Origin of the sequence: Streptomyces sp. NRRL S-646 (assembly GCF_000720765.1) — a bacterium.
GTDB lineage: Bacteria > Actinomycetota > Actinomycetes > Streptomycetales > Streptomycetaceae > Streptomyces.
In genome coordinates, this window is record NZ_JODC01000005.1 from 621,047 (window position 1) to 641,592 (window position 20,546).

Here is a 20,546-nt window from a genome sequence, read left to right on the forward strand (position 1 = left end):
TGCCTACGCGTACGACGAGCCGTGCGTCATCGGGCGGCACTCTTTCGGCCACGATACGACTCCACGGCCCCGTGCGCAGAGGGGACGGACAGCGCTTTCCGCCCCGCCTTTCCCAGGATTCCTCCAGCACTCAGGTCAGCGCCAGCACATACGCCACCGCGGAACCGGCCGAGGCGACCATCCGCACGTGATTCCAGAACGTCCACTCGCGTATGTACGACGGCCAGTACGCGGCGGCTTCCGGGGTGCCCGGGTCCAGCTTGGCCAGCGTGTCGTTGCGCGGCACGTTCGCAACCATGGTCACCCCGAACGAGCCGAACAGATACAGGGCGCTGCCCACCAGCAGCTCCACCCTCCCGTCGTCCGGCCACAGCACGAACGTCACCACGGCGAGCACCGCGCACAGCACCGCCGACCCCACGAACACCAGCATGAACGCCGGCATCACCGCGGTCACGTTGATCGCGTTCATCGCGGCCACGCCCTGCGCGGGCGGCAGCGCGGCGAGCCCCTTCATCACGAACGTCGAGAAGCCGCAGAAAACCCCGGCGACCAGACCGGTCCCGAGCACCCCCAGCACCGTCAGCCAGAAATACGGTCCATCGATCATGTCGTCCACTCCCGCCTAGAGCCGAGATCTTCCCCGGCACCTCCCGTCACCACAAGTGAATTCCCGTACGAGCACAGTGACCATGGCCGAGGAACGCGGTCACATACGCGAGCGTCCAGCCGTGATCCGGCGGCCGCCGCTCGCGAGCGCAGCGCCGGCGGGCCGCCTGCGGCCCGATCTCCCTTCGGCAAGGGCACCGCGCCTTTCGGCAACGGCACCGTGCCTTTCGCCGATGGTTCCGTGTCGTTCGCCGACCGTGCCAGGCCTGTCGTCGGCGCATCCGGGCCTGTCGTCGGCGTATCCGGACATCTCGTCGGCGTGCCCGGGTTTTCCGTCACTGAGTCACGGCCTTTGGCCGACCGAGCCCGGTTCTTCGCCAACGAACCCCCGTCTCGCGTCAATGGCCCCGCCTTTCGTCAACCGACCTCGGCTCTCGCCGACGGCCTCCGCCGTTCTTCAATGGCCTTCGGCCTGTCGCCGACGGGCCTCGGCCTTTCTTGGAGCGACCGCGGCCTTTTGCCGACGGCTTCCCCCGTTCTTCAATCGACCTCGGCCTGTCGCCGACGGCCTCCGCCCCTCGCCAATCGACCTCGGCCTGTCGCCGACCGGCTCTGGTCTTTCGTGGAGCGACCGCGGTCCTTCGTGAGCGGACCCGCTTTCCTGGACCGACCCGATCTTTTTCGTCAATGGCCCCCGCCTTTGGCTACGACCCCGGACTTTTGGCGACAGAACCCAGGCCCGTCGCCCACGGGCCCCGGTCTTTCGTCGACCGATCCCGCCCTGCGCCGGCGGCCCCCGCCCCACGTCAACCGACCCCCGCCTCCTCCGATCGCCACCCCCGCAGCACCGTCTCCACCGCCGCCCCGATCCGTCGCCGGGCCTCGTGCCGCGGTACGCCGCTCATCAGCAGCTGGTCGTACGGCGTGTCCACGTGCCGTACGGACGCCACGACCGCTGAGACCACCGCCCCCTCGGACAGGGCCTGCCCCGCCGCACTCCGGCCCACCCGCCCGCTGCCGCGCACCGACGCATGCGTCGCGATCGCCCGGGCCCGCTCCGTCGGGCAGCCGGGAAACAGCCGTCGTATCTCCGCCGCGAACGCCTCCGTGAACCGCAGGTCCTCCGCGATCCGCCGCCGGGCGTCCCGCACCCGGCGCCGCCGCCGCGCCTCCGCGTCCGCCAGGCACCGCTCCTCGGCCCGGGCGAGCCCCGCCTCCTCGACCAGGACGCCCTGCCGCTCGTACCGCGACTTGCGCCGGTTGAAGCGCACCACGACCGCCGACAGCGCACTCTCCTCCCGTGACCGCCGGGTCAGCGCGGTGTCGCCGCGCGGCAGGAACACCAGATGCCCGAGGTCGGCACAGTCGAGACACCGCGGTGCCCCCTCCTCGAGCACCAGCAGCGGCAACGGCCCCGCATGACACTCCCCGCAGTGCCGTCTCTTGATCGGCTGGAAGACGACAAGCCCGGTGCGGGGCGCAGGCGTTGCGAGACGTGCCATAAGTGTTTCCTTCCCCCCGACGGCACTCCGGACTACCGCGAAATCGCGCCCACTGCACCCTCTCCCTCCGCTCCTCCTCCGTACTCCCCACCCATCGGGGCGAGGAGCATCCCGGCCGACGGCTGACGCATCATGGGCCATGTGCGACTCGAAGCGATCACCTGGGACCGGCTCGGCGACCTCCTGGCCGAGCGCCTGCTCGACCTCAAACCGGCCGACGGCAGCCCCTGGCCCCGCATCGCCTTCGACGGAGCCCCGGCAGCCCGCCCGGGAGACCTCGCCGAACGCGTCGCCGAGGCCCTGCGCGTACGCGGCCGCCCCTCGCTGACTGTCGGCGCGGAGGGCTTTCTGCGGCCCGCCTCCGTCCGCCTCGAGTACGGCCACCATGACGTCGACGCCTATTACGACGGCTGGTTGGACACCGGCGCCCTGTGGCGCGAGGTGTTCGGCCCCCTCGAACCCGGGGGCGGCGGACGTGTCCTGCCCGACCTGTGGGACCCGGTCACCGACCGCGCCACCCGCACTCCCTACGCCCAACTCCCGCCCGGCGGCTTCCTGTTGCTGCACGGCCCCCTCCTGCTGCGCCACTGGTTCCCCTTCGACCTGACCGTCCACGTCCTCCTCTCACCCGGCGCCCTCCGCCGCCGCACCCCCGAGGCCGACCACTGGACACTCCCCGCCTTCGAGCGCTACGCGGGCGAGACCGACCCGGCCGGCACGGCCAACGTCCTGGTACGGGCCGACGACCCGCGCCATCCCGCCTGGAGGGGCTGACCATTGGAGAGGCCGGTCGGCCATCCAGTTCGGCCATCCAGTTCGGCCGGCCGGTGAGGTTGATCGGCAAACCCCTTTTATATGCACGTGCATATAGTTACTGTGGTCTCATGACGACCTCCTCGAGTGATCCCGTCCCCTTCGCCGACTCCGTCCGCACCCTCCTCGACGGCAAGAACTTCGCCAGCGTCGCCACCCTCGGCCCCGACGGCGCCCCGCAGAACTCGGTGGTCTGGATCAAGCGCGAGGGCGACACCGTGCTCTTCTCCTCCACCGACGGACGCCAGAAGGTGCGCAACCTCCGCCGCGACCCCCGCATCAGCCTCTCGGTCTTCGACCTCGCCGACCCCTACACCTCGGTCGAGATCCGCGGCACCGCCGAGATCCTTCCCGACGAGGGCAAGCGGCTCCCGTACGAGCTCTCGCACAAGTACCTCGGCATCGACCCGCCCGGAGAGAAGGACGATGAGACCCGCGTGATCATCCGCATCGTCCCGCGGAAGATCGTGGGTTTCTCTGCCTGAGGTTTCTGAGACGGCGCTCCCCGGCCGCCCGTCACCGCAGAGTTCCGGGTGCAGGGGCCGGGCCGCGCGGCGAGAATGTAGGGCGCCGGGACTAGCGGTGCGTTCCCGCATCGCGCCGGCCGTCCGGCACCGGGAGGTACTCCATGACCACCGCCTCAGACATCATGCACCGTGGTGCCCAGTGGATCCCCGCCCACGAGACACTGGACCGCGCGGCCCAGCTGATGCGCGAACTGAACGTCGGAGCCCTGCCCATCAGCGACCAGAACGAGCGGCTCTGCGGCATCCTCACCGACCGCGACATCGTCATCGGCTGCGTGGCCATGGGCCACGACCCGGCCAAGGTCACCGCCGGCGAGATGGCCCACGGCACCCCCCGCTGGATCGACGCGAACGCCGACGTCGGTGACGTGCTCCGGGAGATGCAGGACCACCAGATCCGCCGGCTCCCCGTCATCGAGAACAAGCGGCTGGTCGGCATGATCAGCGAGGCCGACGTGGCCCGTCATCTGACGGAGGAGCAGATCGCCGACTTCGCCCACAGCGTGTACGCACGGAGCACGACGCGCTGACCTGCACGACGGAGCGCCTCACAGCCAGCCGCTGCGCCGGAAACCGCGGTACAGCACCAGGCAGGCCGCCACCATCACGCCTATGACCAGGGGGTATCCGAACCTCCAGTGCAGCTCCGGCATGTGATCGAAGTTCATGCCGTACACACCGCAGACCATCGTCGGTACGGCGATCACCGCGGCCCAGGCCGTGATCTTCCGCATGTCCTCGTTCTGCGCGACCGTGACCTGCGCCAGATGGGCCTGCAGGATCGAGTTGAGCAGTTCGTCGAAGGAGGCGATCTGCTCCTTCGCCCGCATGAGGTGGTCGAGGACGTCCCTGAAGTAGGCCTGTATCTCCGGGTCGACCACCCGGATCGGCCGGGTCGCAAGGTCCTCGACGGGGCGGCCGAGGGGGACCACGGCCCGCTTCAGCTCCAGGAGTTCACGCTTGAGCTGGTAGATCCGGCCGGGGTCGGCCCGCGCGCCGTTCTCCGCGAACACGTCCATCTCCACCTGGTCGATGTCCGCCTGCACCGAATCGGTGACGTGCAGATAGTCGTCGACCACATGGTCCGCGATCGCATGCAGCACCGCGGCCGGTCCCTTCGCGAGCTGCTGGGGGTCGGCCTCCAGCTCCTCGCGCAGCGGGCCCAGCGAACCGTGCATCCCGTGCCGGACCGTGATCACGAAGTCCACGCCGACGAACACCATGATCTCGCCGGTGTTCACCACCTCGCTGGTCGCCGTCAGCTCCTCGTGCTCGACGTAGCAGACCGTCTTGAACACCGCGAACAGCGTCTCGCCGTAGCGCTCCAGCTTGGGGCGCTGATGGGCCTCGACCGCGTCCTCGACCGCCAGCGGATGCAGATCGAAGAGCTCGGCGATACCCGCGAACTCCTGATCCGTCGGCTCGTGCAGACCCAGCCACACAAACCCGTCACCGTACTTCCGCACCCGCTCCACTGCGTCGACCAGATCACTGCCTCCGGGCACCCGTGCGCCGTCCCGGTACGTCACACAGTTCACCACCGAGGAGCCCAGCGGGGACCGGGCCGGGTGACTCAGGTCGACGCGTGGCCGACGCCTGGCCAGCCGTGCCACCTTGCGCAGGCCGCCGACCCTGCTGAGGTGGGTGACCTTGCGCAGATTCCCTGCCATGGACATCTGGATCTCCTTGCGTGGATCTCCGGGCTCGATGCGCGGTTCGCGGTTCGCCACCGTGGTGAGCCGCCTGTCTGTGCCTTGGCGCGCCAGTTTGCCAGGTCTGTGTAAGGGGCGGGTGAGCCTGTGGGAGCAGCTCATTCCGTTTGGTTCCCGCCTGTGGACGAAGGGGTTGGACAACGGAACGTCTGCCCGACTCGCCGTAGGTGACTCGTCGACCGCTTCCGGCAAGCCGGGCAACTGGGATGATCGCGTCATGAAGCGATCCGACGGCTATCTTCTCGACAACCGGCAGACGGAGGCGGGAGAGCGCTTCGAGGCCTTCGCCACCCTCTTCGACCCCACCACCTTCCGGCACCTGGAAGGGCTCGGCATCGGCTCCGGCCGGCGCTGCTGGGAGGTCGGCGCGGGCGGCACCTCCGTGGTGTCCTGGCTGGCAGAGAAGGTCGGCCCGAGCGGACAGGTACTCGCCACCGACATCGGCACATCGCTGCTCGCCTCCGTGGCCCGCCCGCCGGTGGAGGTACGCGTCCACGACGTGGGCGCCGAGGAACCGCCGGGCGAGGGCTTCGACCTGGTGCACGCCCGGCTGGTCCTTGTCCATGTGCCGGACCGTGAACGGGCGTTGCAGTCGATGATCAAGGCCCTGCGTCCCGGCGGCCGGCTACTGATCGAGGACGCCGACCCCGCCCTGCAGCCCTTGGTCTGCCCCGACGAACACGGTCCCGAGCAACGACTCGCCAACCGTCTGCGGCACGGATTCCGCCGGCTGCTCGCCGACCGTGGCGCCGACCTCTCCTACGGCCGCCGCCTGCCACGCCTGCTCCGCGAGGCCGGCCTGCGCGGCGTCGAGGCCGATGCGTACTTCCCCCTCACCTCCCCGGCCTGCGCCGTCCTCGAGTCGGCCACGATCCGCCAGATCCGCGACACCCTCGTCACCGCGAACCTCGCCACGAACGAGGACATCGACCGCCACCTGGCGAACATCGAGGCCGGCGGGATGGACCTGGCCACGGCCCCGATGATCTCGGCGTGGGGGACCAAGGCGTAGCCCCGCGGCCGGGAGCTCCGCGCACACCCTTGCGGTCCGGGGGAGGCGGTACCAGCCTGAAGAACATGACGGACAACACGACACGTCTCGACCATGTCGTCCTGTGGGTACACGACCCGGTCGCCTCGGCCGACTTCTACGAGAAGGCGGTGGGACTGCGCCCCCTGAGGATCACCGAGTTCTCCGCGGGGAAGGCGTCGTTCCCCTCAGTACGGCTCAACGACGAGACCATCCTCGACCTCATGCCCCACTCCATGGCGGAGCACATGAAGATGCTCCCAGGCGCCGCCGACAGCGCGGGCCACCCCGTCAACCACGTCTGCCTGGCCCTGCCCGGCGACGACTTCGACGCCCTGCACAGCCGCCTCGAGGAACGCGCCGTCCCCGTCTCCGAGTTCTCCCACGACTCCTACGGCGCCCGCGGAAAGGCCAGGCGCAGCTTCTACTTCCGCGACCCGGACGGAAACGTCTTCGAAGCCCGGCACTACGACTAGCGAGGTGCCCGGGCGGACCAGCGGGGTGCCCACGCGCGCGTGGGCACCCCATATCCCCTGCCTGTCCTGCTGCTCACGAGTTCAGACGGGACGTACGCCGGCCAGTGCTCCGTGTGGATCGAGCACGTACTTGCGGCTGGCGCCCTGGTCGAACTCGGCGTAACCGCGCGGTGCGTCCTCCAGGCCGATGACGGTCGCGTTGACCGCCTTGGCGATGTGCACGCGCCCGTGCAGGATCGCCATCATCAGGCCCCGGTGGTACTTCATCACCGGGCACTGTCCGGTCGCGAAGTGATGGCTCTTGGCCCAGCCGAGCCCGAGCCGCACCTTCAGCGTTCCGGACTTCGCGTCCTCGTCGATCCCGCCGGGGTCGTCCGTGACATACAGCCCGGGGATGCCCAGCGCACCGCCCGCCCGTGTGATGCCCATCAGCGAGTTGAGCACCGTCGCCGGCGCCTCGGGGGCGTCCTTGCCGTGTGCCCGTGCCTCGAAGCCGACCGCGTCGACCGCCGCGTCCACCTCGGGCTCGCCGAGGATCTGCACGAGCTGGTCCTCGACGCTTCCCTGGGAGACGTCGACGGTCTCGCAGCCGAAGCTCCGTGCCTGCGCGAGGCGTTCGGCATTGAGGTCGCCGACGACGACCACGGCGGCGCCCAGCAACTGCGCCGACGCGGCCGCGGCGAGACCGACCGGACCCGCCCCGGCGATGTACACCGTCGAGCCGACCCCGGCGCCCGAGGACACCACGCCGTGGAAGCCGGTCGGGAAGATGTCCGACAGCATGGTCAGATCCAGCAGCTTCTCGCGCGCCTCCTCCCGGTCCGGGAACTTCAGCAGGTTGAAGTCCGCGTACGGGACCATGGCGTACTCGGCCTGACCGCCGACCCAGCCGCCCATGTCGACATAGCCGTACGCCGCCCCGGGGCGGGCCGGGTTGACGTTCAGGCAGATGCCGGTCTTGCGCTCCTTGCAGTTGCGGCACCGCCCGCAGGCGATGTTGAACGGTACGGAGACGATGTCGCCGATGTCGATGAACTCGACGTCCGGACCCCGTTCGACGACCTCTCCGGTGATCTCGTGTCCGAGCGCCAGCCCCTCCGGTGCGGTCGTCCGCCCGCGCACCATGTGCTGGTCGCTTCCACAGATGTTGGTGGCGAGCACCTTGAGGATCACACCGTGCCGGCACTTGCGGCCGACGTTCTCGGGTGCGACCCCCGGCCCGTCCTGGAGTTCAAGCGTCGGGTAGTCGATGGTCCTGACTTCCACCGCGCCCGGCTTGAGATACGCGACTGCCCTGTTTCCGCTCATGCGTGATCGCCGTCCCTTCGGCTCCGAACCCTCGGATGCCAGTGGCTGTGCGCATGGCGGAGTCTGCTACCGCCTCCGCTTCCCGACCACCCTTCGCGCGCCCCCGGAGCCGGTGTCTCAGAACAGCGGCTCGGGCAGGACCCCCTCCAACGCGAGCAGCTTGCGCTTGGTCTCCAGCCCGCCCCCGAACCCGCCGATGCCCCCGTCGCTCTCCACCACCCGGTGGCAGGGCACGACGACCGGCAGCGGATTGGACCCCATCGCCATCCCCACCGCCTGGGCCGCGCCCGGCTGACCCACCCGCCCGGCCAGGTCGCCGTAGCCCACGACCGCGCCGTACGGCACCCCCGAGGCCAACTCGCGCAGCACCTGCCGGTTGAAGCCCGAGATCAGCGACCAGTCCAGCGGCAGCTCGAAGTCGCGCCGCTCGCCCGCGAAGTACGCCTCGACCTGCCGTATCGCCACGGCCAGCAGGGGCGAGTCGGGTGCCTCGACGGGCTCGCGGCCCAGCCGGGACGCCAGCCGCTCGAGCGCCTTGTCACGCACCCCGTCCGTGGCGTGGAACACGACGTTGACCAGGCCCTCGCGGGTCGCGGCCAGCAGCAGCGGACCGATCCCGGTGCCGACCACCGCCCACACGACCTGCTGTTCGTACTGCCCATCGCTGTCCATGCGCCCACCGTACGACCCGCCACTGACATCGCCCGGGGAACGGGGCTCAGGGCGCCTGCAGGGCGGCCCGGACCACGTCGGGCTCGTTGGTGATGATGCCGTCCACGCCGTACCGGGTGACCTGCCGGGCGGTGTCCGCGTCGTTCACGGTCCATGTGAAGACGTTGAGCGGTCTACCGTGCGGCCCCGTGAAGTCGTGCGCTGCGGAAACGTAACCCACCGAGATCGAGCCGAACGAGGGATTGATCCCGTCGGTGAAGCGCGCATAGGCGGGCAGGTCCGAGAGGTGCGGTGTCCCGAGGAAGCCCGTCCTGACGGCGGGCTTCAGGTCGTGGACGATGCGCAGGCTGTCCGCGCTGAAGCTCTGCACGACAAGCCGGTCGGCCAGGTGCTGCGGGTCGAGCCAGCCGTCGTTGCCGAGCACCTTCAGGGTCTGCTGTTCGATGCCCGGGTACAGCTCGGGATTCTTGATCTCGAGCAGCAGCTTCTGGTGGTTGTGCTCGACACGGCGCATGTACTCGTCCAGCGTCGGCACGCGCGCACCCGCATACCGGCGTCCGAACCAGCTTCCCGCGTCGAGGCGCGCGATCTCGGCCGCGGTGAAGTCCTTCACGTCCCAGGACGTCCGGCAGGGGAAGACCTCCTCGACGTCGGTCGTGCGCTGCAGGCTGTCGTCGTGGATGACGACGAGCTCACCGTCCTTGGTGCGCTGCACGTCGTTCTCCACCCACGCGATGCCCAGCCGGGCCGCTTTGTCGATGGAGGCCAGCGTGTTCTCGGGCGCATAGGCGGAGGCCCCCCGGTGCCCGATGACCAGGGGCAGTGCGTCGACGTCGCCGGCCCGCGCGGCGGAGCCGGGCAGCAGGAGGCCGGCGGTCCCCAGGAGCGCGGTGGTGATGGCGGCGACTGCGCGCGCGTACATGCGTACTCCTCGTGTCGTATGAACACGGACAGCTCAACTGTGACAGCAGAGCGTCGACGACGGTGGGGTACAGAACGACCACACAATGAATGGAGTCGCCCAAGTCCGCACACTGCGGCCGCACAACTGGGGTAACGACGTGTTTCTTTGCCGGAAAATCGTTCGACCATTCTGGTGGGGGTCATACTCTCTGCCTCAACCCTGACCGCTCGGGCGGTCCTGGGAGGGGGCGCATTTCAGGGAATTCCGGGACGTAAGAGGGCGGGAAGGGCAGCCGCGCATGCAAGGCACGGTCGACGGATTCAGCTACGGACTCGTCACACCGGTGGTGGCCTATCTCATGGCCTCCCTCGGTGGCGCCCTGGGGCTGCGTTGCACGACCAGATCCATGCTCGTCACCCGATCCTGGCGGCCCGGCTGGCTGGCCCTCGGGTCGGCGGCCATCGGCTCCGGCATATGGACCATGCACTTCGTCGCGATGATGGGGTTCACCGTCAAACAGGCGCCGATCCACTACGACAAGGCGACCACGTTCGCCAGCCTCGGTGTCGCCATCGTCATGGTGGGCATCGGGATCTTCATCGTCGGTTACAAGGGGGCGAAGGGAACGGCCCTGTTCACAGGGGGCACGATCACCGGCCTGGGAATCGCCTCGATGCACTATCTGGGCATGGCGGGAATGCGCCTGAACGGAAAGCTGGAATACAACACGGTGACCGTCGCCGTCTCCGTCGTCATCGCGATGGTGGCCGCAACCGCCGCCCTGTGGGCGGCCGGACAGGTCAGGGGCTTCCTGTGGAGCGTGGGCGCGAGCCTCGTCATGGGGCTCGCTGTCAGCGGCATGCACTACACGGGCATGGCGGCCCTCAGCGTCCACCTCCACGACACGGCCGCGCCCGCCTCCGGGGACTCGCCCGCCACGCTGCTGTGGCCCATGCTGATCGGCCCGCTCGCCTTCCTGCTGCTCGCCGCCGTGGTCGTGATGTTCGACCCGCTGATGGTCATGGGCAAGGCCGCCCTGGCCCCCGCCGAGAACAAGCCGGGCGTCCCCGCCCACCCGGCCGTCCACCACCCGGCCCACCGCCCCCCGCTCCGCCCGGCCCGGCAGCCGGGCCGACGCAGCTCCCGCACCCCGCAGAACCGCTGATCGGCCCGCGTTGTCAGTGCCGGGTCGTACGGTTGACTCCATGCGGCCCGTTTCCAACATCGAACGCACGGTGGCGCCCTTCGAGGTCGTCAGCCCCTACCAGCCCAGCGGCGACCAGCCGCAGGCCATCGCCGAGCTGGCCCGGCGCATCGAGGCAGGCGAGAAGGACGTCGTCCTGCTCGGCGCGACCGGCACCGGCAAGTCCGCCACCACCGCGTGGATGATCGAGAAGCTTCAGCGCCCCACCCTCGTGATGGCGCCGAACAAGACCCTGGCCGCCCAGCTGGCGAACGAATTCCGCGAGCTGCTGCCGAACAACGCGGTCGAGTACTTCGTCTCGTACTACGACTACTACCAGCCCGAGGCCTACGTCCCGCAGTCGGACACCTACATCGAGAAGGACTCCTCGATCAACGAGGAGGTCGAGCGCCTGCGCCACTCCGCGACCAACTCGCTGCTCACCCGCCGCGACGTCGTCGTGGTCGCCTCGGTGTCCTGCATCTACGGCCTCGGCACGCCTCAGGAGTACGTGGACCGCATGGTCCCGCTCAGGGTCGGCGACGAGATCGACCGCGACCAGCTGCTGCGCCGCTTCGTCGACATCCAGTACACCCGCAACGACCTGGCCTTCACCCGGGGCACCTTCCGCGTCCGCGGCGACACCATCGAGATCTTCCCGGTCTACGAGGAACTCGCCGTCCGCATCGAGATGTTCGGCGACGAGATCGAGGCCCTCTCCACGCTCCACCCCCTCACCGGCGAGATCATCAGCGAGGACCAGCAGCTGTACATCTTCCCGGCCACCCACTACGTGGCGGGACCGGAGCGCCTGGAGCGGGCCGTCAACGACATCGAGAAGGAGCTCGGCGAGCGGCTGGCCGAGCTGGAGAAGCAGGGCAAGCTCCTGGAGGCCCAGCGCCTGCGGATGCGCACCACGTACGACCTCGAGATGCTTCGCCAGATCGGCTCCTGCTCCGGCGTCGAGAACTACTCGATGCACTTCGACGGCCGTTCGCCCGGCTCCCCGCCGAACACCCTGCTCGACTACTTCCCGGACGACTTTCTGCTGGTCATCGACGAGTCCCACAACACCGTCCCGCAGATCGGCGCCATGTACGAGGGCGACGCCTCCCGCAAGCGCACCCTCGTCGAGCACGGCTTCCGCCTGCCCTCCGCCCTCGACAACCGGCCGCTGAAGTGGGAGGAGTTCCAGGAGCGCATCGGACAGACGGTCTATCTCTCGGCGACCCCCGGCAAGTACGAGCTCTCGCGCGCGGACGGCGCCGTGGAGCAGATCATCCGCCCTACCGGTCTGATCGACCCGGAGGTCGTGGTCAAGCCCACCGAGGGCCAGATCGACGACCTGGTGCACGAGATCCGCACCCGCACCGAGAAGGACGAGCGCGTCCTGGTCACCACCCTCACCAAGAAGATGGCCGAGGATCTCACGGACTACTTCCTCGAGCTCGGCATCCAGGTCCGCTATCTGCACAGCGACGTCGACACCCTGCGCCGCGTCGAGTTGCTGCGCGAACTGCGCTCCGGCGAGTTCGACGTCCTGGTCGGCATCAACCTGCTGCGCGAGGGCCTCGACCTGCCCGAGGTGTCCCTGGTGGCCATCCTCGACGCCGACAAGGAAGGCTTCCTGCGCTCCGGCACGTCGCTGATCCAGACGATCGGCCGCGCCGCGCGCAACGTCTCCGGCCAGGTCCACATGTACGCCGACAAGATCACCCCGGCGATGGCGAAGGCCATCGACGAGACCAACCGCCGCCGGGAGAAGCAGGTCGCGTACAACACGGCGAACGGCATCGACCCACAGCCGCTCCGCAAGAAGATCAACGACATCGTCGCCCAGATCGCCCGCGAGGACGTCGACACGGAGCAGCTGCTCGGCTCGGGCTACCGCAAGCTGAAGGACGGCAAGGACGCGAAGGCACCCGTGCCCGCCCTCGGCTCCAAGGCGGCTGGCAGTGCCAAGACCGCCAAGGGCAAGGGCAAGGCCAAGGCCAAGGAGACGGTCCCGACCGACCGTCCCGCCGCCGAACTCGCCGACCAGATCGAGGAGATGACGGCGCGCATGCGCGCCGCTGCCGCCGACCTCCAGTTCGAGATCGCGGCGCGGCTGCGCGACGAGGTCTCCGAGATGAAGAAGGAACTGCGTCAGATGAGGGAGGCGGGGCTGGCCTGACCACGCTGCCGCCGCCGGACCTCGGCGTACGCGCTCTGTGTTGCAAGACCGACACAAAGTACGGGTCGGGGTGCGGCACTCTCGGCGGCCCTGCGTAGGGTTTTGGTCAACCGCGGACTCTGCGGCAACAGGGGACAGTTCGAGAGGGGAATCAGCGCGTGACCGTCAACATGACCAAGGGTCAGGCCATCAGTCTGCAGAAGAACGACGGAGGCAGCCTGACCGCGGTCCGCATGGGTCTCGGCTGGCAGGCGGCTCCCCGGCGCGGCCTGTTCGGCTCGCGCACCCGGGAGATCGACCTGGACGCCTCCGCCGTCCTGTTCGCCGACAAGCAGCCGGTCGACGTCGTTTTCTTCCGCCACCTGGTGAGCGACGACGGCTCCGTGCGCCACACCGGTGACAACCTCGTCGGCGGTGTCGGCCAGGGCGGCGACGACGAGGCGATCCTCGTCGACCTGGCGCGCATCCCGGTCCACATCGACCAGATCGTCTTCACCGTGAACTCATTCACGGGCCAGACGTTCCAGGAGGTGCAGAACGCGTTCTGTCGCCTGGTCGACGAGACCAACGGCCAGGAGCTCGCCCGCTACACGCTGGCGGGCGGCGGCGCCTACACGGCCCAGATCATGGCGAAGGTGCACCGCTCGGGCCCGGGCTGGACGATGACGGCCCTCGGCACCCCGGCCAACGGCCGCACCTTCCAGGACCTGATGCCGGCGATCCTGCCGCACCTGTAGAGCCACCCCGCCAGGGCCTGCCGCAAAGACAGGCCCTGGCGGCCCACGACAAGACACACCAGCGACACAGGGGGACGAGGGCGATGACGGCCGAGCTGGTGCGGGGGCAGAACCACCCGCTCTCCCAGTCCCGTCTCGAGATCCGGGTTGCGGCCGGCACGCCGATCGTGGCCTCGGCCACGCTCAGCGACGAGAAGGGCAAGGCCCGCGGCGTCGAATGGGTGGCCCACCCGGGCGCGCCCACCCTGCCCGGGCTCGAGGTCTCCAAGCAGGCGGCCGCCGACCACCGTCTCGCGGTGGACCTGGACGCCATGCCGGAGGCCGTGCACCGGGTCAATGTGCTGCTCGCCCTGCCCACGGCGGGCGGCGGAGGCCCGGTCCGCTTCGGCACGGTGACCGCCCCCTTCGTCGCGGTCACCGGCCTCGACGGCACCGAGGTCGCCAGCTACACGATCACCGGCCTGGACGCCGAGTGCGCAGTCGTCGCCCTGGAGCTCTACCGCCGGCAGGGCGCCTGGAAGGTGCGTGCAGTCGGCCAGGGCTACGCGGGCGGCCTCGCCGAGCTCCTCGCCGACCAGGGCCTGCCCGAGGCCCAACGCCTCGCGGGCACCATCAACGAGGCTGTGGCCCAAGGCCTGGCCCGCTCGGTGCCTGCACCCCCGCAGCGCAGCGCGGACGGGGACCGCACACGCCAGGCCGCCGCACCGGCGCACGGGCCCGACCAGGGCGGCCCCGCGGCACCCCAGGGCGCCCCCGGTCCCGTACCCCCTCCGCCCACATCTCCGTACGGACCAGAGGGCACCCAGCCCGGATACCCGGCGGATCCTTCCGCGGTCACGCAGCCCTCCTCGCCCACCGCCGGCGGCCCGGTCGACTACAGCCATCCGGGCCGGCAGGCCGCCGCGCCGCCACCGCCCCCGCCGACCGTGCCCCCGGCCCCGCCCGGACAGCCCGCGCCGCCGGTCGCGGGCGACGCGACCGGCTGGTCCATGGACGAGCGGTTGTACAACCAGGTCTGGGGCATGTTCGAAGACCTGGCCCGCACCACGGCCGCCTACCGCAGCGCCGTCGACTTCGCCGACTCGCGCATGGAGAAGGAGCTCGACCAGGCCCTTTCCGACCCGCGCAACAGAATCGGCGGACAGGGCGATGCCGCCCGGGAAGGGGCCCGCGCCAAGCACGCGCAGCTCGTCGACCAGGCCAGGGCGGCCCTCGACCGGGACCTCGCCCAGCTCGCCGCCGAGGCCGAGGTCGTCGAGCCCGCGCTGCCGCCCGCGTTCGCGCGCTGGGACAACCCCGTCTGGCACGGCTACCGGGTGCCGATGGAGATCCCCATGGCCCTGCGCCTGGGCGACCTCTCGCTGCCCGAGAGCGAGCTGCTGCGCATCCCGATGCTGGTCCGCCTGCCGCTCGAACGCGGTCTGTGGATCGACAGCGGACGTCCCGCATCACTCGACGACTCGTCCGCAAACGCCCATGAGCTGGGGCGCCTTGCCATGGACACCGCGGTGGCGCTCGCGGCACGGCTGCTCGCCGTCTATCCGGCGGACGAGTTCAGCGTGCATGTCATCGACCCGGCCGGCTCCGCAGGCCAGGCGCTCGCACCGCTGGTGCACAGCGGCGTGCTGGCGAGCCCGCCCGCCCTGGGCGCGACGGGCGTGACGGACGTCCTGACCCGGCTCACCCAGCGCGTCGACCTGGTGCAGATGGCGGTGCGCGGCGGTGCCGCCGACTCGCTCCCGCCCGGCCTGGACACCGCCGAGCAGCTCCTGATCGTCAACGACTTCCCGCACGGCTTCGACGACCGGGCGGTGACCCAGCTGCGCTATCTCGCGGACGAGGGCCCGGCCGTCGGCGTCCACCTGATGATGGTCGCGGACCGCGAGGAGGCCGCCGGCTACGGGCCTCTCCTCGACCCCCTGTGGCGTTCGCTGCTGCGCCTCACCCCGCTGCCCGACGACCATCTCGCCGACCCGTGGGTCGGCCATGCCTGGACCTACGAGCCGGCCCTCGTGCCGCCCGGCAGCCAGGTGCTCCAGCAGGTGCTCACCCAGGTGGCAACGGCCCGCACCAAGTACCGGTAAAGGCGCCTTGAACAGGCTCTTTGACCTTTTCTTTGCTAATTGCTTTACCTTTCCTTGGTGATTGGGGTACTGTAGTCCTCACGGAGGGGAGTACTCCCTGTCGACTGCGGCGTACCCGTCAATACGGATCAGAACTGATCCCGGGGCGTCGGCCCACCCTGGGTGGAAGAGACCTCCGGCAGCGCGACGACGCTGGTCATCTGCCGTTACGTATTGCCGGAGGCGCAGTGGATGTTTCCCCGACCCTGTGGGTCCTTACCATCGTGGGCCTTGCCGCCCTGATCGCGGTCGACTTCTTCATCGGCCGCAAGCCGCACGACGTCTCGATCAAGGAAGCCGGGATCTGGACGGTCGTCTGGATCGCCCTGGCCGGGCTCTTCGGACTCGGTCTGCTCCTCTTCGGCGGCGGCCAGGCCGGCGGCGAGTTCTTCGCGGGCTTCATCACCGAGAAGTCCCTGAGCGTCGACAACCTCTTCGTCTTCGTCCTGATCATGGCGAAGTTCGCGGTGCCCTCCCAGTACCAGCAGCGGGTGCTGCTCGTCGGCGTCCTCATAGCCCTGGTCCTGCGGGCGATCTTCATCGCCGCCGGTGCGGCGATCCTCGCCAGCTTCGCGTGGGTCTTCTACCTCTTCGGTGCCTTCCTCATCTGGACCGCCTGGAAGCTCATCCAGGAGGCCCGGGCCGATGAGGAGGACGAGGAGTTCGAGGAGAACAAGCTGCTCAAGGCCGCCGAGCGCCGCTTCGGCGTCGCCGACCGCTACCACGGCACGAAGCTGTGGATCGAGCAGAACGGCAAGCGGGTCATGACGCCGATGCTGGTCGTGATGCTCGCGATCGGCACCACCGACGTCCTGTTCGCCCTCGACTCGATCCCCGCGATCTTCGGCCTGACCCAGGACCCGTACATCGTCTTCACCGCCAACGCCTTCGCGCTGATGGGCCTCAGGCAGCTGTACTTCCTGATCGGCGGCCTGTTGAAGAAGCTGGTCCACCTCAGCTACGGCCTATCGATCATCCTCGGCTTCATCGGCGTCAAGCTGGTGCTGCACGCGCTGCACGAGTCCGGCGTCCACGTCCCGGAGATCTCCATCCCGGTCTCCCTCGGCGTGATCTGCTCGGTCCTGATCGTCACCACCATCACCAGCCTGAGGGCGACAAAGAAGCAGGCGGCGGCCGAGGCGGCGCAGGCGCAGAGCGAAGGCGCTGCGAAGGACAGCATCCAGGCCTGACTGCGACGGACGTAGAAACAACCACCACCGGGAGCGGTGCGCGGCGAATTGCCGCGCACCGCTCCCGGTGCTTGCTTGTTTCCTGAGCGCGTTTCCCGGCCAGGGAGCGCCCTGGCCGCGTGGAGGTACCCATGAAGTTCGTACAGATCATCACCTTCGAGACCGAGCGTCTGGAGGAGATGCAGCAACTGGTGCAGGAGGCGAGGGAGCGCAACGCCGGCCGGGCGGGCGGCCCCACGCACAGCATGCTCCTCAAAGACCGGGACAATCCCCGCCGCTATCTGGCGCTGATCGAATTCGAGTCGTACGAGGACGCGATGCGGAACAGCAACGACCCCGAGACGGCCAAGATGGCGGAGCAGATGGGCGCGCTGAGCATTGGCGAGCGCACGTTCACCAACTGCGACCTGCTGGAGATGAGCGAGCTCAAATAGCCGCGCACCCCCCGAAGGGGCCCCGCACCGCCCGGGTGCGGGGCCCGTACGTCTCTGCCACGATCGCTGCATGATCGCTCGGCTCAGGTCGCTCACGACGCAGTGGACGTCCGTCGTGCCGGTGCTATCGATCGTCCTGCTGGCCTTCACCTGGGGGCGTGATCTGCCCGCCGCGGTCGTCGCTGTGGTCACCCTCGTCCTCGCCGGCGCCGTCCTCGCCGCCGTGCACCACGCCGAGGTGGTCGCCCACCGGGTCGGCGAACCCTTCGGCTCCCTCGTACTCGCGGTCGCCGTCACGGTCATCGAGGTCGCCCTGATCGTCACCCTGATGGCAGACGGCGGCGGCAAGAGCTCGACCCTGGCCAGGGACACGGTCTTCGCGGCGGTGATGATCACCTGCAACGGCATCGTCGGCCTCTGTCTGCTGGTCGCCTCCGTGCGTCACGGCACCGCGGTCTTCAACCCCGAAGGCACCGGCGCCGCGCTCGCCACCGTCGCCACCCTGGCCACGCTCAGCCTGGTACTGCCGACGTTCACCACCAGCAAGCCGGGCCCGGAGTTCTCGGGCGTACAGCTGACCTTCGCCGCGATCTCCTCGCTGATCCTTTACGGCCTGTTCGTCGCGACCCAGACCGTGCGGCACCGCGACTACTTCCTGCCCATCAGCCGCCAGGGCGGGGTGATCACCACCGACGACCACGCGGACACCCCGACCGTCCGCACCGCGTGGATCAGCCTGGCCCTGCTCGGTCTCGCGCTGATCGGCGTGGTCGGCCTGGCCAAGGGTGTGTCGCCCACCATCGAGTCCGCAGTGGAGGCCGCCGGACTGCACCACGCGGTCGTCGGCGTGATCATCGCCCTGCTGGTGCTGCTCCCCGAGACCATCGCGGCCCTGCGCTCCGCCCGCCGCGACCGGGTGCAGACCAGCCTGAACCTGGCCCTCGGCTCCGCCATGGCCAGCATCGGCCTGACCATCCCCGCCGTCGCCCTGGCATCCATCTGGCTCTCCGGCCCGCTCGTCCTCGGCCTCGGCTCCACCCACATGGTGCTGCTCGCCCTGACCGTGGTGGTGAGCTCCCTGACCGTGGTGCCGGGCCGGGCCACGCCGCTGCAGGGCGGGGTCCATCTGGTGCTGTTCGCGGCGTACTTGGAGCTCGCCATCAATCCATGACCGGCTCCGGGGCGACCACCGCCACCGGCCGCGTCTCCGGCAGCAGCGCGAAGCACCCGAGGCTCAGCAGCGCGATCCCCGTCAGATAGGCCCCCACGCCCCACGGGACCCGGCCGCTGTGCCCGACCAGCGCCGTCGCCGCGATCGGCGTGAGCGCGCCACCGAGTACCCCGCCGAGGTTGTAGCCGACAGCCGCTCCCGTGCAGCGCACCCGCGGCTCGTACAGTTCGGACAGATACGCGGCGATCACCCCGGACATCGTGACGAACGCGAGCAGCGCCCCCAGGAAGCCGGCGAACATCAGCAGCGGCTCACCGGTCGCGAGGAGGTAGACCGTCGGAAACATCCAAGCGGTGGCGGCGGTGCACCCGGCCAGGCACATCGGCCGTCGCCCGTAGCGGTCCCCGAGCAGCGCGGCCAGCGGGGTGAGCGCGCCCATCACCACCACCGCGGCCATGATGCAGGTCAACATGACAGTACGGCTCACCCCGAGCCGCTCCGTCGCGTACGCGAGGGACCAGGTCGTCACGGTGTAGAAGATCGCGTACCCGACGGAGAGCGCCCCGGCCGTCAGCAGGACGAGCCGCCAGTGGCCGCGCACGACCTCCGCGAGCGGCACGCGCGCGTGGTCGTCGATCTCCAGGAAGCTGGGGCTCTCGGCGAGCGACGACCGCAGCCACAGCCCCGCCGCGGCCAGCACACCCGCCGCCCAGAACGGCACCCGCCATCCCCACTGGGCGAACTGCGCGTCGGACAGCGTCGCCGACAGCGCCAGCACCACACCATTGGCGAGCAGGAACCCCAGGGCGGGCCCGACCTGCGGGAAGCTCGACCACAGGGCACGCCGTTCGGCGGGCGCGTGCTCGGCGGTGAGCAGCACCGCCCCGCCCCACTCCCCGCCGAGCCCCAGCCCCTGCAGAAAACGCAGCACCAGGAGCAGTGCGGGGGCGGCCCCACCGATCGACTCGTACGTCGGCACACAGCCGACCGCGACCGTGGCAGCGCCGGTCAGCAGCAGCGAGCCGACCAGGACCGGCCGGCGTCCGCGCCGGTCCCCGATGTGCCCGAACAGCACCGAGCCCAGCGGCCGCGCCACGAACCCCACGCCGAACGTGACGAAGGCCGCGAGAGTGCCCGCCACCGGTGAGAACGCCGGGAAGAACAGCGGCCCCAGGACCAGCGCCGCGGCGGTCCCGTAGACGAAGAAGTCGTAGAACTCGATGGCCGTCCCGGCGAGCGAGGCGGCCGCGAGCCGCAGCATGGAGGGTCTCATTACGGTGCGTACGTCGTGCATGCCGCGTCAACTACCCACGGTGACAGCGGGTTACGGGGACGCACGGGCGTGATCGGGCCTCGCCGGTACGGGAGGTGATGCGCCGGGCGGGCCGTCGGGAGTGCGGGCCGTCCCGCCGCGAATGCACCGTGATAAACCGGGTGCGAACAGCGGTCCTCGACGGATCGCCGCAAACCACCGGACCGGAGGAACCGTGCCCCGCACCCTGGCCAACGCCCCGATCATGATCCTCAACGGGCCCAACCTGAACCTGCTCGGCCAGCGCCAGCCGGAGATCTACGGCAAGGACACCCTCGCCGACGTCGAGGCCCTGTGCGCCAAGGCGGCCGCCGCGCACGGCGGCACGGTGGACTTCCGGCAGTCCAACCACGAGGGCGAGTTGGTCGACTGGATCCACGAGGCACGGCTGAACCACTGCGGGATCGTCATCAACCCCGGGGCGTACTCCCACACGTCAGTTGCGATTCTGGACGCACTCAACACCTGCGACGGACTGCCCGTGCTGGAGGTGCACATCTCCAACATCCACCAGCGCGAGTCGTTCCGGCACCACTCGTACGTCTCCCTGCGCGCCGACGGCGTCATCGCCGGGTGCGGAGTACAGGGATACGTGTTCGGCGTGGAGCGTGTCGCGGCGCTGGTGGGGGTCGCTCAGGCCGACGCGTAAGCCCCGATCACCAGGCGCCCG

The 20,546-nt window shown here is 69.7% G+C and carries 20 protein-coding genes; 13 read left to right on the forward strand and 7 right to left on the reverse strand.

All coding sequences use genetic code 11. The annotated features are described in order from the left end of the window. Window positions 1-130: 130 nt before the first annotated feature. Both IH68_RS0112760 and IH68_RS0112765 read right to left on the reverse strand, forming a co-directional pair. The gene (locus IH68_RS0112760) at window positions 131-610 is read right to left on the reverse strand and encodes a DUF1772 domain-containing protein (RefSeq protein ID WP_030933228.1); all 480 of its coding nucleotides are present in this window, start codon (window positions 608-610) and stop codon (window positions 131-133) included. Window positions 611-1,415: 805 nt separating this feature from the next. Then, on the reverse strand, window positions 1,416-2,111 hold the full coding sequence (locus tag IH68_RS0112765; RefSeq protein ID WP_078912427.1) for a DUF2293 domain-containing protein: 696 nt from the start codon (window positions 2,109-2,111) through the stop codon (window positions 1,416-1,418). A 132-nt stretch (window positions 2,112-2,243) separates the two neighbouring features. On the opposite strand from IH68_RS0112765, the gene IH68_RS0112770 reads away from it, so the two are divergent. The 3 genes from IH68_RS0112770 (at window position 2,244) to IH68_RS0112780 (ending at window position 3,981) form a co-directional block, all read left to right on the forward strand. Next, entirely contained in the window at window positions 2,244-2,885 is a 642-nt protein-coding gene (locus IH68_RS0112770) for a hypothetical protein (RefSeq protein WP_030933234.1), read from the forward strand. A 110-nt stretch (window positions 2,886-2,995) separates the two neighbouring features. Continuing rightward, window positions 2,996-3,409 (forward strand): PPOX class F420-dependent oxidoreductase, encoded by a 414-nt coding sequence (locus IH68_RS0112775; RefSeq protein WP_030933236.1) that lies wholly within the window; start codon window positions 2,996-2,998, stop codon window positions 3,407-3,409. 143 nt (window positions 3,410-3,552) lie between these two features. Next, the gene (locus IH68_RS0112780) at window positions 3,553-3,981 is read left to right on the forward strand and encodes a CBS domain-containing protein (RefSeq protein ID WP_030933239.1); all 429 of its coding nucleotides are present in this window, start codon (window positions 3,553-3,555) and stop codon (window positions 3,979-3,981) included. Window positions 3,982-3,999: 18 nt separating this feature from the next. Here the strand turns inward: IH68_RS0112780 and IH68_RS0112785 are convergent, their stop codons facing one another. After that, window positions 4,000-5,127 carry a magnesium and cobalt transport protein CorA gene (locus IH68_RS0112785; RefSeq protein ID WP_030933242.1) on the reverse strand — a complete coding sequence of 376 codons (1,128 nt, stop codon included), beginning with the start codon at window positions 5,125-5,127 and terminating at the stop codon, window positions 4,000-4,002. Window positions 5,128-5,380: 253 nt separating this feature from the next. Between IH68_RS0112785 and IH68_RS0112790 the strand changes: the two genes are divergently transcribed. Beyond that, window positions 5,381-6,175: a methyltransferase domain-containing protein gene (locus IH68_RS0112790; RefSeq protein WP_030933244.1), complete on the forward strand. Its 795-nt coding sequence runs from the start codon at window positions 5,381-5,383 to the stop codon at window positions 6,173-6,175. A gap of 65 nt (window positions 6,176-6,240) precedes the next feature. Then, window positions 6,241-6,669: a VOC family protein gene (locus IH68_RS0112795; RefSeq protein ID WP_030933247.1), complete on the forward strand. Its 429-nt coding sequence runs from the start codon at window positions 6,241-6,243 to the stop codon at window positions 6,667-6,669. Window positions 6,670-6,750: 81 nt separating this feature from the next. On the opposite strand, the gene fdhA is transcribed toward IH68_RS0112795, so the two are convergent. The 3 genes from fdhA to IH68_RS0112810 form a co-directional block, all read right to left on the reverse strand. Beyond that, window positions 6,751-7,977: a formaldehyde dehydrogenase, glutathione-independent gene (gene fdhA, locus IH68_RS0112800; RefSeq protein WP_030933250.1), complete on the reverse strand. Its 1,227-nt coding sequence runs from the start codon at window positions 7,975-7,977 to the stop codon at window positions 6,751-6,753. A 117-nt stretch (window positions 7,978-8,094) separates the two neighbouring features. Beyond that, window positions 8,095-8,649 carry a methylated-DNA--[protein]-cysteine S-methyltransferase gene (locus IH68_RS0112805; RefSeq protein WP_030933253.1) on the reverse strand — a complete coding sequence of 185 codons (555 nt, stop codon included), beginning with the start codon at window positions 8,647-8,649 and terminating at the stop codon, window positions 8,095-8,097. Between the two features lie 46 nt (window positions 8,650-8,695). After that, entirely contained in the window at window positions 8,696-9,571 is an 876-nt protein-coding gene (locus IH68_RS0112810; protein WP_030933254.1) for a glycerophosphodiester phosphodiesterase, read from the reverse strand. Window positions 9,572-9,851: 280 nt separating this feature from the next. On the opposite strand from IH68_RS0112810, the gene IH68_RS0112815 reads away from it, so the two are divergent. From IH68_RS0112815 to IH68_RS0112845, 7 genes are all read left to right on the forward strand, one after another. Beyond that, the gene (locus IH68_RS0112815; RefSeq protein WP_030933256.1) at window positions 9,852-10,718 is read left to right on the forward strand and encodes an MHYT domain-containing protein; all 867 of its coding nucleotides are present in this window, start codon (window positions 9,852-9,854) and stop codon (window positions 10,716-10,718) included. A gap of 40 nt (window positions 10,719-10,758) precedes the next feature. Then, the gene (uvrB, locus tag IH68_RS0112820; protein WP_030933259.1) at window positions 10,759-12,909 is read left to right on the forward strand and encodes an excinuclease ABC subunit UvrB; all 2,151 of its coding nucleotides are present in this window, start codon (window positions 10,759-10,761) and stop codon (window positions 12,907-12,909) included. Window positions 12,910-13,067: 158 nt separating this feature from the next. Next, window positions 13,068-13,646: a TerD family protein gene (locus IH68_RS0112825; RefSeq protein WP_030933261.1), complete on the forward strand. Its 579-nt coding sequence runs from the start codon at window positions 13,068-13,070 to the stop codon at window positions 13,644-13,646. Between the two features lie 83 nt (window positions 13,647-13,729). Then, entirely contained in the window at window positions 13,730-15,730 is a 2,001-nt protein-coding gene (locus IH68_RS0112830; RefSeq protein WP_030933264.1) for a TerD family protein, read from the forward strand. Window positions 15,731-15,957: 227 nt separating this feature from the next. Continuing rightward, window positions 15,958-16,959 (forward strand): TerC/Alx family metal homeostasis membrane protein, encoded by a 1,002-nt coding sequence (locus IH68_RS0112835; RefSeq protein WP_030933267.1) that lies wholly within the window; start codon window positions 15,958-15,960, stop codon window positions 16,957-16,959. A gap of 131 nt (window positions 16,960-17,090) precedes the next feature. Continuing rightward, window positions 17,091-17,393 carry a hypothetical protein gene (locus IH68_RS0112840; protein WP_030933270.1) on the forward strand — a complete coding sequence of 101 codons (303 nt, stop codon included), beginning with the start codon at window positions 17,091-17,093 and terminating at the stop codon, window positions 17,391-17,393. Between the two features lie 70 nt (window positions 17,394-17,463). Beyond that, window positions 17,464-18,564, forward strand: coding sequence for a calcium:proton antiporter (locus IH68_RS0112845; RefSeq protein WP_030933273.1), 1,101 nt, complete (start codon window positions 17,464-17,466; stop codon window positions 18,562-18,564). Here the strand turns inward: IH68_RS0112845 and IH68_RS0112850 are convergent. Next, entirely contained in the window at window positions 18,554-19,825 is a 1,272-nt protein-coding gene (locus IH68_RS0112850) for an MFS transporter (protein WP_030933276.1), read from the reverse strand. The two genes, IH68_RS0112845 and IH68_RS0112850, sit on opposite strands and share 11 nt — an antisense overlap. Window positions 19,826-20,051: 226 nt before the next feature. Here IH68_RS0112850 and aroQ point away from each other — a divergent pair, with 226 nt between their 5' ends. Beyond that, window positions 20,052-20,525 (forward strand): type II 3-dehydroquinate dehydratase, encoded by a 474-nt coding sequence (aroQ, locus tag IH68_RS0112855; protein ID WP_030933280.1) that lies wholly within the window; start codon window positions 20,052-20,054, stop codon window positions 20,523-20,525. Window positions 20,526-20,546 lie beyond the last annotated feature (21 nt).